Source organism: Vibrio sp. Vb1729, assembly GCF_033338655.1.
Lineage (GTDB): Bacteria > Pseudomonadota > Gammaproteobacteria > Enterobacterales > Vibrionaceae > Vibrio > Vibrio alginolyticus.
Window position 1 is genome coordinate 16,942 of the sequence record NZ_JAWOTB010000009.1, and the last position, 12,903, is coordinate 29,844.

The 12,903-nt window shown below is 47.0% G+C and carries 12 protein-coding genes; 10 read left to right on the top strand and 2 right to left on the bottom strand.

Going from position 1 to position 12,903, the window contains the following annotated elements; genetic code table 11:
- Nucleotides 1–74: 74 nt before the first annotated feature.
- The 5 genes from R7E29_RS04195 to R7E29_RS04215 all read left to right on the top strand — a co-directional run bounded on the left by R7E29_RS04195 (nt 75) and on the right by R7E29_RS04215 (nt 4,076).
- Nucleotides 75–242 carry a hypothetical protein gene (locus R7E29_RS04195; protein WP_005379043.1) on the top strand — a complete coding sequence of 56 codons (168 nt, stop codon included), beginning with the start codon at nt 75–77 and terminating at the stop codon, nt 240–242.
- Nucleotides 243–408: 166 nt separating this feature from the next.
- On the top strand, nt 409–675 hold the full coding sequence (locus tag R7E29_RS04200; RefSeq protein WP_005379040.1) for a YihD family protein: 267 nt from the start codon (nt 409–411) through the stop codon (nt 673–675).
- 307 nt (nt 676–982) lie between these two features.
- Nucleotides 983–2,404, top strand: coding sequence for a cytochrome c oxidase accessory protein CcoG (gene ccoG, locus R7E29_RS04205; protein WP_005379038.1), 1,422 nt, complete (start codon nt 983–985; stop codon nt 2,402–2,404).
- 48 nt (nt 2,405–2,452) lie between these two features.
- Complete coding sequence (locus tag R7E29_RS04210) at nt 2,453–3,439, top strand: serine/threonine protein kinase (RefSeq protein ID WP_054577159.1); 987 nt, start codon at nt 2,453–2,455, stop codon at nt 3,437–3,439.
- Between the two features lie 34 nt (nt 3,440–3,473).
- Entirely contained in the window at nt 3,474–4,076 is a 603-nt protein-coding gene (locus R7E29_RS04215) for a thiol:disulfide interchange protein DsbA/DsbL (RefSeq protein ID WP_005379036.1), read from the top strand.
- Between the two features lie 46 nt (nt 4,077–4,122).
- On the opposite strand, the gene R7E29_RS04220 is transcribed toward R7E29_RS04215, so the two are convergent.
- Nucleotides 4,123–5,001: an acyltransferase gene (locus R7E29_RS04220; protein ID WP_054577156.1), complete on the bottom strand. Its 879-nt coding sequence runs from the start codon at nt 4,999–5,001 to the stop codon at nt 4,123–4,125.
- 149 nt (nt 5,002–5,150) lie between these two features.
- Between R7E29_RS04220 and R7E29_RS04225 the strand changes: the two genes are divergently transcribed.
- Complete coding sequence (locus R7E29_RS04225) at nt 5,151–6,107, top strand: DUF2860 domain-containing protein (protein ID WP_005379034.1); 957 nt, start codon at nt 5,151–5,153, stop codon at nt 6,105–6,107.
- Nucleotides 6,108–6,165: 58 nt separating this feature from the next.
- Here the strand turns inward: R7E29_RS04225 and R7E29_RS04230 are convergent, their stop codons facing one another.
- Complete coding sequence (locus tag R7E29_RS04230) at nt 6,166–7,689, bottom strand: YifB family Mg chelatase-like AAA ATPase (RefSeq protein WP_005383862.1); 1,524 nt, start codon at nt 7,687–7,689, stop codon at nt 6,166–6,168.
- 464 nt (nt 7,690–8,153) lie between these two features.
- Here R7E29_RS04230 and ilvG point away from each other — a divergent pair, with 464 nt between their 5' ends.
- Genes ilvG through ilvD form a run of 4 tightly spaced genes read left to right on the top strand, consistent with a single transcriptional unit; the run spans nt 8,154 to nt 12,902 of the window.
- A complete protein-coding gene (gene ilvG / locus R7E29_RS04235) occupies nt 8,154–9,800 on the top strand; it encodes an acetolactate synthase 2 catalytic subunit (protein WP_005378960.1) in 1,647 nt (548 codons plus the stop codon).
- A gap of 11 nt (nt 9,801–9,811) precedes the next feature.
- Nucleotides 9,812–10,096, top strand: a complete 285-nt coding sequence (gene ilvM, locus R7E29_RS04240; RefSeq protein WP_005378958.1) for an acetolactate synthase 2 small subunit — start codon at nt 9,812–9,814, stop codon at nt 10,094–10,096.
- A 12-nt stretch (nt 10,097–10,108) separates the two neighbouring features.
- Entirely contained in the window at nt 10,109–11,047 is a 939-nt protein-coding gene (gene ilvE, locus R7E29_RS04245; RefSeq protein WP_005378953.1) for a branched-chain-amino-acid transaminase, read from the top strand.
- 13 nt (nt 11,048–11,060) lie between these two features.
- The gene (ilvD, locus tag R7E29_RS04250) at nt 11,061–12,902 is read left to right on the top strand and encodes a dihydroxy-acid dehydratase (protein ID WP_005383859.1); all 1,842 of its coding nucleotides are present in this window, start codon (nt 11,061–11,063) and stop codon (nt 12,900–12,902) included.
- Nucleotide 12,903: the final 1 nt, after the last annotated feature.

Below are 12,903 nucleotides of genomic sequence, written 5' to 3' on the forward strand. Positions count from 1 at the left end.
CTTGTTGGAGCCTAGCTCATAATGATTCAGGCCATTACATCGGCAATGGATATGCCTGACAGTTAGGTAAATTAATGCGCCCAACAACAGTCAGGTTCGCACACACTAATACTAGTGCAATGCGCCGCCGCAGTGGCTTTACTACTGCACCAAAGGCAAAGCAAGTTGCGCCAGCAATGACATTGGTTGAGAAGACAGCAATGATGTCGAGTGTTCCGGCCAAAGTTATCAAAGCAGCTTAATCAAAAGCGCGGCGCCAGCTGCGCTTTTTTCTTTGCACGCAACTCATAAAACTTCAAAGACTTAGAACAAACCACGGTGAAAGAGATCGTTTTTCCTATTTGGTCTTAGCAAAGCAATTTGGTACCTTTACTGCTAATTACACCTATAAATTCTGTGGAGAAAGAAATGAAGTGTCATCGCATTGAAGAGCTGCTTGAGCTACTAGAGCCTGAATGGCATAAAGATCAAGAGCTGAACCTCTTGCAGTTCATCGTTAAGCTGGCAAAAGAAGCAGGCTATAAAGGAAAGCTAGAAGATCTGACCGACGATGTACTGATCTACCACCTTAAAATGCGTAATAGCAGCAAAGATGAAATGATCCCTGGACTCAAAAAAGACCAAGAGGACGATTTTAAAACGGCGATCCTACGCGCTCGTGGCATCATCAAATAACTAGCTCAACAGCCAGTATTCTTTAAGCGACTCTCTCTGTGAGTCGCTTTTTATAACCAAAGTTTTTAGTCCCACAATTGGTTATAACTGTTCAGCCAATTATCAGGTTAACTGTACTGATTTTTGTTGTTAAACATTGACTGCGTTAAAGAAACGGAATTGTTATTGATTGTATAATCGCCGTTCATCAGTATTTACTAAAATAATTATGTTCGGTCATCTTTATGACGGAACGAGCAGCAATGTCATCGAGCGACATCAATAGAAATGACGCCGTACATTATAAAAGCCTAAGAAGGATGAGTGCATGAGTCAGGACAAGATCGATATCAAAGATGTGACTCCTAAAACCTATAATCCCAAAACCCATAAAGGAAACGGGGATCGGTTCAACCCAAGTAATCGCATCTATGTACGCGAAAGCAAAGGGACTTACCAGAAACTGCGTCGTTACGGTGGTTGGTTCTTACTACTTCTCTTCGCTTTGATACCGTGGATTCCTTACGGTGAACGTCAAGCGATCTTGCTTGATATTGGCAACCAGCAGTTCAACTTTTTCGGTACCACACTGTACCCACAAGATCTTACCCTACTCGCCTTGCTGTTTGTGATCGCGGCGTTTGGGTTGTTCTTTATTACCACCTTCTTAGGTCGGGTTTGGTGTGGCTATCTCTGCCCACAAACCGTCTGGACCTTCATGTATATCTGGTTTGAAGAGAAGCTCGAAGGTAGTGCCAATAAACGCCGTAAACAAGACTCCAATAAGCTGACGGCGAATTTAGCGATGCGTAAAGCCGTCAAACATATAGCTTGGTTTGCCATTGCACTCGCCACTGGTTTTACTTTTGTTGGCTACTTCGTGCCAATGAAGCAATTGGTTATCGACTTTTTCACCTTTAACGCCAACTTCTGGCCCGTCTTTTGGGTAATGTTCTTTGCCATTTGTACTTATGGTAATGCTGGTTGGATGCGTTCCATCATGTGTATTCACATGTGTCCTTACGCGCGCTTCCAGTCTGCCATGTTTGATAAAGACACCTTCATCGTTGGCTACGATGCAAAACGTGGGGAAAAACGTGGCCCACGTCCGCGCAAAGCCGATCCAAAGCAACTTGGTTTGGGTGATTGTATTGATTGTGACTTGTGTGTGCAGGTGTGCCCAACAGGTATCGATATTCGTGACGGCTTGCAGTATGAATGTATCAACTGTGGCGCCTGTATTGATGCGTGTGACAACACCATGGATCGCATGGGCTACGAGAAGGGCCTAATTAGTTACACCACCGAGCACCGCTTATCGGGTAAGAGTACCAAAGTCATGCGTCCGAAGCTGCTGGGCTATGGAGCTGTGCTACTGGTCATGGTCGGTCTTTTCTTTGCCCAAATTGCAGCGGTAGACCCAGCCGGTATGAGTGTTATTCGCGACCGTAACCAACTGTTCCGCGTTAATAGCTCGGGCGAAGTAGAAAACACCTACACCCTCAAGGTGATCAACAAAACTCAGCAAGTGCAAGAGTACTCGTTGGATGTTGAAGGGCTATCCGATGTAAGCTGGTATGGTAAGCAGACAATTCAGGTCCAGCCAGGTGAGGTATTGAACCTGCCAATGAGTCTTGGTGCCGATCCTGACAAGCTAAACTCTGCGATTACGACAATTCAGTTTATACTCACCGATAAGAGCAACGAATTCACCATTGAAGTGGAAAGCCGATTTATCAAGAAGCTATAACTTCGATGACTAATGGAAAAAGGCTCAGTAATGAGCCTTTTTGTTTATATGTCCCAAAGTATGTTTAACTTTGACGCCCTTACCCCAGACTTTATGTGGTACGCGTTAGAAAGCATCGGCGTTCGCGCAGAATCAGGCTTTCTTCCCCTCAATAGCTACGAAAACCGTGTTTATCAATTTACTGACGAAGAGCGTCGTCGTTATGTCGTCAAGTTTTACCGTCCTGAACGTTGGAGCAATGAACAGATCCAAGAGGAGCACGACTTTACTTTAGAGCTGATTGGCAATGAGATCCCCGTCGCACCACCTGTGCGCATCAACGGTGAAACCCTGCATCACTATCAAGGCTATGCTTTTGCGCTGTTTGATAGTGTGGGTGGTCGCCAATACGAGGTTGACAATTTAGATCAGCTCGAAGGTGTAGGGCGTTTCCTTGGCCGAATCCATAAAGTCGGCAGCCGCCAAGCCTTCCAACATCGTCCTACTATTGGCTTACAAGAATACCTGTATCAACCAAGAGAGATTCTGCAAAACGCCAATATGATTCCAATGCACTTGGAGAACAGCTTCTTCAATGACTTGGATATGCTGATCAAATCAATTGAAAGCCACTGGCAAGAAGGTTTCAATATGATTCGTTTGCATGGCGATTGCCACCCAGGCAATATTTTGTGGCGAGATGGCCCTATGTTTGTTGATTTGGATGACGCTCGTAACGGCCCTGCTGTGCAGGACTTATGGATGCTATTGAACGGTGAACGCCAAGACAAACTGATGCAGCTGGATATTGTTTTAGAAGCTTATCAAGAGTTTTGCGACTTTAACCCCGCAGAATTGAAACTAATTGAGCCACTTCGCGGTCTACGAATGGTGCACTATATGGCATGGCTAGCAAAACGTTGGCATGACCCTGCGTTTCCTCTCGCTTTTCCATGGTTTAATGAGCCAAAATACTGGGAAGGTCAGGTCCTTACATTTAAAGAGCAGATCGCCGCTTTAGAAGAAGCACCGCTGTCTTTAATGCCTCAATGGTAAGTCAGGCCACAAATTCAAAAATGGAGATATTTCGATGAAAAAACTGTTCGCACTGTTTTCTATGCTGATGCTAAGCCTGTCGGCACATGCAGCGCAATTCAAAGAAGGTGAACATTACAAAGTATTGGATCTTGAGGCATCAAAAAAACCTCTTGTGACGGAGTTTTTCTCTTTCTACTGCCCGCACTGTAATAGCTTTGAACCGGTTATCCAGCAACTGAAAAAGCAGTTGCCAGAAGGTACTAAGCTATTAAAAAACCACGTTTCTTTCATGGGTGGCAACATGGGCCCATCAATGAGCAAAGCCTACGCAACGATGGTTGCACTAAAAGTGGAAGACAAAATGGTGCCAGTGATGTTTAACCGCATCCACAATCTAAAGAAAGCACCACGTAATGATGAAGAACTTCGTCAAATCTTCCTTGATGAAGGTGTAGACGCGAAAAAATTCGATTCTGCATTCAAAGGCTTCGCGGTTGATTCCATGGTTCGCCGTATGGACAAGCAATTTGAAAACAGCGGTCTAACCGGCGTTCCTGCGGTTATCGTTAACAACAAATACCTAGTTCAAGCACAAAGCATCAAAACGATGGATGAGTACTTCTCTCTGGTGAACTACTTGCTGACACTAAAATAAGCACATCGATATCAATCAAAAGGGGAGCACGTCGCTCCCCTTTTGTTTATTTGTAAATCTCTTGTAGTAACCGATCTTTTTCTTGCCACACATCACCCAACCATTGCTGAAATTGTCGCTTATAGGGTTTATCGTTAAAGTAATCACCGAGCACTCGTTCATCAACGGGTAACACATTCACACGCACAACCACCTTGCTCATGCGACCCATCAATAAATCCTTGAACGGTTTATGCGTATTTTCTGGGTACGCCAACGTCACATCGATAATGTTCTCGAACTGTTCCCCCATCGCCGCTAACGTGTACGCAATCCCGCCCGATTTTGGTTGCAGCAAATATTGATAGTTTGCTTTACTCTTACGCTGCTTTTCTTCGGTAAATCGGGTTCCTTCGACATAGTTAACCACTGTGGTTGGAGTGTGTTTGAACTTAGCGCACGAGCGACGTGTCGTCTCTAAATCTTGACCTCGTTTGTGTGGGTTGCGGATCAGATACTCTCGCGAATAACGACGCATAAATGGCATGTCGAGCGCCCAACACGCCATCCCAATGAAAGGCACATACAACAGTTGTTGTTTGAGGAAAAACTTCGGCATAGGAATGCGATCTTTAAACACACAGCAAAGCACCACAATATCGGTCCAACTGAGATGATTACTGATCAACAGATACCACCCGTCTTTTTTCAGCGCCTCACCGCCCTGAACATCCCACTCAACACGGTTAGATACCGCCAGAATGCACGCATTAACGGTAGCCCATAACCACATCACCTTATTGGCATAAGCGGTCGCTAGTGCTTTTAGCTTTACACCAGGAAGCAATATTTTAAATACAGCGATAACACAAATTGCGAGTGAACAAACCGCAGAATTGAGAATCACAAAAGAAGCGTTAAAAAAAAATAACAAATATGCCAACATGATAGTCAAACAACAGTGATAATGTGTGAAGAATAAAACAGCGTGTAATTATACTGCGCCTTTGCCACATTGGAACATGCGTGGGAATGGTCAGATTTGTTACCGCAACCAATATGTGCACCACTCATTCGACAACAAGGAGATAACGAATGAAACCAAGGCTACTTCTCTTGCCTTTGGCCTTTGTCGTCAGTTCTGCTCAGGCTCAACTCGCTGAAACCGCGGGTTTTGGCGGTGAAATTTCGCTGAATGCCGGATTCATATCATCAGAATCCAATTTCAATACAGAAAATAGTAACACCATCGATTCTCTCGATAAGCGTGCCGATAGTGACAGTTCCGTTATCGCTGCACCGCTAGGGAGTGTGACATACACCTTTGGTAGCCGACTCAACCACCAAGTTTACGCCGGTACCACACGCTCAGATGTCGCGGTAGGTACACTCGCTTTTCAGTTGGGCTATCAACACGAGCTACAATCTGGCACCGTGCTCGATGTTTCCTATCTGCCGACGGTACTCAAAGGCGAAACTTGGCGCAACCCTTATCAAGTAGGAACCGCACGTAAAGAGACGGATGTTGACGGCAATGCGTATCGCTTTCAGATCAAAGGGTTAATTGATAAGAACTTCAACCTTGATCTTGCTTATGCTGATAAAGACATCGAGCAGGAGGAAGTGACAGACCGCTCACTTGCTCGCGATGCTAACCTTTACTATGTCAAAGGCGACTATCGCATTCCACTCAACCAAACGTCTATGTTGCAACCCGCTTTCACCTACATCAATCAAGATGCCGACGGTAAAGCGGAGTCATTTGATTCGTACGGATTTGACATTAGCTGGTTTAAATTTATCAACCGCCATCGATTGGCCCTCACCGCGGGTTATGCATGGAAAGACTATCAAGCCGCTAGCCAAACTTTTGCTAAAACACGAAATGACGACACCATTAGCCTATTTGCGGCCTACGAATATCAAAACGTATTTGACTGGCAAGACTGGTCGTTCATTTCTTTAGCCGGCTATAGCCAAACTGACTCGAATATCACGTTTTATGAGGAGAAAGAGTACCTATTGTCGCTTGGTCTCAACTACACCTTCTAACGTCCTTCATCGCAACAAGGCGCTCACAACACTTGTTGCGATGACATTTTGCATGTCTCTATACCGCTTGCGCCGTAAGCTGTTTCAGCAAACGGTCCATCGCTCGATACCCAAGTGCTTCAGCCAAGTGCGTTCGTTCAATTTGCTCCGCCCCATCCAGATCGGCGATTGTTCGCGCCACTTTGATAATACGATGATACGCACGAATCGAGAGCCCTAAACGATGCAAAGCGGTTTCAAGAAACTCAGCATCACTCTTATGCAAGGGACAAAACGCCTCAATTTCTCGACTACCTAGCAGTGCATTGACCTTACCACTGCGGTTTAGCATATTGTTACGCGCATGGCTCACACGCGCTTTTACGATAGCAGTCGGCTCACCGCGATCACCTCCTTCTGCTAATGTCCCTTTGGGCAAAGCTGGGATTTCTAAAGACATATCAAAGCGATCTAACAGTGGTCCAGATAATCGACCAAGGTAGCGCAAAATAGCTTGTGGATTGGTGCGCGCTTGATTGCCTTCGTAATATCCTGTCGGGCTTGGGTTCAATGCTCCAACTAATTGGAAACGAGCCGGAAAGCGTGTTTTACCTTGCGCTCGAGAGATAATGATCTCGCCAGATTCGAGCGGTTCGCGTAACGAGTCTAAAACTTTACGATCAAATTCGGGCATTTCATCGAGAAACAATAACCCGTTGTGGGCTAAAGAGATCTCCCCTGGTCTGGGTACCGAACCACCGCCGACTAATGCCGCCATTGAACTTGAATGATGCGGAGAACGAAACGGACGCGACTTCCAGTTATGCTCATTAATTTCACTCTGAGTCAACGATGCCACCGAAGCGGTTTCCATTGCTTCTTCGTCACTCATTTCCGGTAATAAGTCACACAAACGCGAAGCCAACATCGTTTTTCCAGTACCTGGCGGGCCAAGGAAAAGTAAGTTGTGGTTTCCAGCGGCAGCAATCTCCAGTGCTCGCTTACCTTGTTGTTGGCCAATAATATCTTGTAAGTCTCGACCATGTTTTTCGATCGTTTTTCGCTTAGGCGTTTGAAAAAGATTCAGTCGATGTTGACCACAAAGCTCGGCACATACTTCCAATAATGATTGGGCCGATTTATGTTGTTCCTTCCCCACTAGCGCCGCCTGATCGCCATTCACATGTGGGACGACCAAATGACGTTGAATCTTACTGGCTTCCAGCGCAGCAGGCAGCACACCTTTTACAGGTCTCAGACCACCAGATAGTGCTAACTCACCAACAAATTCGTAGTTTTTGAGCTTATCTGTCGCGATTTGCTCCGAAGCGGCCAAAATTCCCAATGCAATAGGAAGATCAAAACGCCCTCCCTCCTTGGGTAGATCTGCCGGAGCCAAGTTCACGGTGATCCGCTTAGCAGGAAATTGAAAGTTAGAATTAATGATCGCACTGCGTACGCGATCTTTGGACTCTTTTACCGTTGTCTCTGGCAAGCCTACTAAGGTAAACCCTGGCATGCCGTTGCTGATATGAACTTCTACACTAACCGATGGCGCTTGCACCCCGACGCTTGCTCGACTATGAATGATTGCCAGCCCCATACGTTCCTCAATTTTTTGAACACTCTGTAAACAAATGTTTTATCTAGTTGGTTATGTTATATACCGCGTCCCAATTGAGAGTTAATGTGAAAAAAGAATGACTTTTTGCTTGTCATGCAGCGGAATTGTGTGATACCACTAATGACGCAAACAATTTCGTAGAACATTACACAACATTTTTTAACGAAAAAAGAACGACAGACAGATGAACCTTTTCGCTCATATCAACGCACTGCTAGCCCTGATTATCGTGGTCATTATTGGCACCGCGCGGGGTATTGTGGGCGAAAGGTAACCACAAATTACAAAAAACCCCCGCACTGAAAAGTCCGGGGGTTTTTTTACAACTACAAGTTGTCATCTGTCTAACCCTCGGACAGTTTAACGGGAAGAATGGGAGTGCACATGAAGTGCAATAAATATGGCAATCGCTACGAGCCACAACGTAGCAAAGGAGGTTTACGATGACTGGTGCACAACTTGTCGTAGCCGCTTTAAGACAGCAAGGCATCGAAACCGTTTTTGGCTACCCCGGCGGGGCCATCATGCCAATCTATGATGCTTTGTATGACGGTGGGGTGGAACACATCCTATGCCGTCACGAGCAAGGGGCCGCTATGGCTGCTATCGGGATGGCTCGTTCCACTCAAGACGTTGCTGTGTGCATGGCAACTTCCGGCCCAGGAGCCACTAACCTTGTTACCGGCCTTGCCGACGCTTTCCTTGACTCCGTACCTCTAGTTGCCATCACAGGCCAGGTTGCTAGCTCTCATATCGGTACCGATGCATTCCAAGAAATGGATGTGATCGGAATGTCCCTAGCCTGTACTAAGCACAGCTATCTCGTGACTGAAATTGAAGATCTAGCTCCGACACTTGCCGAAGCCTTTGAGGTCGCAAAAACCGGTCGTCCGGGTCCAGTCATTGTCGATATCGCCAAAGACGTTCAACTCGCTCAAGCACCTACAGACCTTCTTCCTCCATACATAGCACCAGCAATCGAAGATGTCAGCGCTGAAGATATCAAACGTGCGCAAGATGTGCTGGCAGCATCTACTCGCCCAGTGTTGTATGTTGGTGGTGGCGTGCAACTTGCGAAAGCAACCGATGCAGTACGCGAATTTCTTCGCTTAAACCCAATGCCTGCAGTTAGCACATTAAAAGGTCTCGGTACCATTGAACGCCATGATCCTCACTATCTTGGTATGTTGGGTATGCACGGCACCAAAGCCGCCAACCTAGTGGTTCAAGAAGCCGATCTATTGATTGTGGTTGGCGCGCGTTTTGATGACCGTGTGACGGGTAAGCTCGACACGTTTGCACCAAATGCGAAAGTGATTCATATCGACATTGATGCTGCGGAGATTCATAAACTGCGCCACGCCAACGCACCATTACGTGGCGACATCAACACCATTCTTCCTCAGCTAGAGCTGACTCAAGATATTTCACCGTGGGTTCATCACAGTGAAAGTCTGCGCAGCGGCTTTAAGTGGCGTTACGACCACCCGGGCGAGTTAATCTACGCACCGCTATTGCTTAAACAACTGTCTGACATGATGCCAGATAGCTCAATTGTCTCGACCGACGTCGGTCAGCACCAGATGTGGGCAGCGCAACATATCCAGCCACGCGAACCACAAAATTTTATCACTTCTGCTGGCCTTGGCACCATGGGCTTTGGCTTGCCAGCGGCGATGGGTGCTGCAGTCGCACGTCCTGATGATCAGTCTATCCTTATTACAGGTGACGGTTCATTTATGATGAACGTTCAGGAATTGGGCACGCTGAAGCGTCGGCAGATTCCAGTGAAGATTGTCCTTCTTAATAACCAACGTCTTGGCATGGTTCGCCAATGGCAGTCATTGTTCTTTGACGGTCGCCACAGTGAAACCATTCTTGATGACAACCCAGATTTCGTGATGTTAGCAAAAGCGTTCGATATCCCGGGCAAAACCATCACCAAGAAAGAAGAAGTCGAACCTGCTCTCAAAGAGATGCTAGCGAGTGAAACTTCTTACATGCTTCACGTTTTGATTGATGAAGAAGAAAACGTGTGGCCATTGGTGCCACCTGGCGCATCAAACAGTGATATGTTGGAAAATACATAGGAGACAATCGCATGGACAGATATTTACTCGACATCAAAGCCGATGACAAACCGGTACTGTTGGAGCGCGTTCTACGTGTGATTCGTCACCGAGGCTTCGTGATCAAACAAGTCGCTGCTACGCAAAACCACGAAAGCAAAGTAGCCAGCGTCGAGATCATCGTCGACAGCGATCGACCAATCTCGTTTTTGATCAATCAAATAGAGAAGTTGTGGGACGTTCGTAAGGTTGAGGTGCTAAAAATCCGCAACGATGAACTGCCAAATCACAACTTACAACAACACGTAAGTGCATAAGGAAGGCAACAAATGGCAACGAAAACTGCAGATTTCATTTGGTTTAATGGTGAGATGGTTCCATGGGCAGAGGCGAACGTTCACGTTCTGACTCACGCAATGCACTATGGTACATCCGTGTTTGAAGGCGTGCGCTGTTACAACACACCAAAAGGCCCAATTGTCTTCCGTCACCGTGAGCATGCACAACGTCTAAAAGATTCTGCCAAGATTTACCGCTTTCCGATCCCTTTCTCTGTAGAAGAAATCATGGAAGCGACCCGCGAAACACTGCGCCAAAACAAACTCGATAGCGCTTACATTCGTCCATTGGGTTTTGTCGGTAATGTTGGCTTAGGCGTATGTCCACCAGTTGGCACTGAGATGGATCTAATCATTGCAGCATTTCCTTGGGGCTCTTACTTAGGCGAAGAAGCGCTAGAAAAAGGTGTCGATGCGATGATTTCAAGCTGGAATCGCGCTGCGCCAAACACCATCCCAACTGCGGCTAAAGCAGGCGGTAACTACCTATCTTCACTACTGGTTGGTGGTGAAGCGCGTCGTCACGGTTACGACGAAGGTATTGCGCTAAGCGTAGATGGTTACCTATCGGAAGGGGCTGGTGAAAACATCTTCGTTATCAAAGATGGCGTAATCACCACACCACCAGCAACTAGCGCGATTCTACCGGGCATCACTCGTGACTCGATCATGACAATTGCACGCGATAAAGGCTACGAAGTACGTGAAGCGAACATTGCTCGTGAAGCCCTTTACCTTGCCGATGAAGTCTTCATGACAGGTACTGCGGCTGAGATTGTACCAGTGGCAACCATCGACAAGATTGAAGTGGGCACTGGTAAGCGCGGCCCTATCACTAAAGAACTACAAGCAGCCTACTTTGGCCTATTTGACGGCACCACGGAAGATAAGTGGGGCTGGTTAGACTATGTGTACCCAGAACAGAAGTAAGAAGGATTAGGAAATGCCAAAATATAGATCAGCTACCACCACACATGGTCGTAACATGGCGGGTGCACGAGCACTGTGGCGTGCAACGGGTGTGAAAGAAGAAGACTTCGGTAAACCAATCATCGCCGTTGTAAACTCGTTTACTCAATTTGTTCCGGGTCACGTACACCTGAAAGACATGGGTCAGCTTGTAGCACGCGAAATCGAAAAAGCTGGCGGTATTGCGAAAGAATTCAACACCATCGCGGTTGATGATGGTATCGCAATGGGTCACGGCGGCATGCTGTACTCACTGCCTTCACGCGAACTGATCGCAGACTCAGTAGAATACATGGTCAACGCGCACTGTGCCGATGCCATGGTATGTATCTCTAACTGTGACAAAATCACTCCAGGAATGTTGATGGCATCTATGCGTCTTAACATCCCTGTTATCTTTGTTTCTGGTGGTCCAATGGAAGCGGGTAAAACCAAGCTTTCTGATCAGATCATCAAACTAGACCTTGTAGATGCGATGATCCAAGGCGCGGATCCAAAAGTGTCTGATGAGCAAAGCGAGCAGATCGAACGCAGCGCATGTCCAACGTGTGGATCGTGTTCAGGCATGTTCACTGCAAACTCAATGAACTGTCTAACGGAAGCACTGGGTCTTTCTCAACCAGGTAACGGTTCTATGCTGGCAACGCACGCAGACCGTGAACAGCTGTTCCTTAATGCAGGTCGTCGCATCGTTGAACTGACTCGTCGTTACTACGAGCAAGATGACGAATCAGCACTGCCACGCAACATCGCTACGTTTGATGCGTTCGAAAATGCGATGGCACTGGATATTGCAATGGGTGGCTCAACCAACACCATTTTGCACCTGTTGGCTGCAGCGCAAGAAGGTGAAGTGGATTTCGATATGGAAGATATCGATCGCCTATCACGCCAAGTACCACACCTATGTAAAGTGGCACCATCTACCCAGAAATATCACATGGAAGACGTACACCGCGCTGGTGGCGTCATGGCAATTCTTGGTGAGTTAGATCGTGCAGGTCTTCTACACAATGATGCGCGCACCGTGCTTGGCCTTTCGATGAAAGAGCAGCTGGCGAAATACGACATCATCCAAACTGAAGACGAAGAAGTACTTAAGTTCTACCGCGCAGGTCCCGCGGGTATTCGTACTACTCAAGCGTTCTCACAAGATTGCCGCTGGGATCGCCTTGATGACGACCGTGCGGAAGGTTGTATTCGTACTATCGATCATGCCTTTAGCCAAGAAGGTGGTCTAGCCGTTCTATCAGGCAACATCGCATTAGATGGTTGTATCGTTAAGACTGCTGGTGTGGATGAGAGCATTCATAAATTCACTGGCCCAGCCGTAGTTTTCGAAAGCCAAGAAGACGCCGTAGAAGGCATCTTGGGTGGCAAAGTAAAAGCAGGCGACGTGGTTGTTATCCGTTACGAAGGCCCTAAAGGTGGTCCGGGCATGCAAGAAATGCTTTACCCAACCACTTATCTAAAATCGATGGGCCTTGGCAAAGAGTGTGCACTTCTGACTGACGGCCGTTTCTCTGGCGGCACATCAGGTCTTTCTATCGGCCACGCCTCTCCTGAAGCAGCAAACGGCGGTGCAATTGGTCTGGTAAAAGAAGGTGATATGATCGCAATTGATATTCCAAACCGTTCAATTTCACTCCAAGTGTCTGAACAAGAACTTGCTGAGCGCCGTGCAAAACAAGACGAACTAGGCTGGAAACCAGTTGACCGCCAACGTGAAGTTTCATTTGCACTCAAAGCGTACGCGAGTATGGCAACCAGTGCTGACAAGGGTGCAGTACGAGACAAGTCGAAGCTAGAGGGCTAGC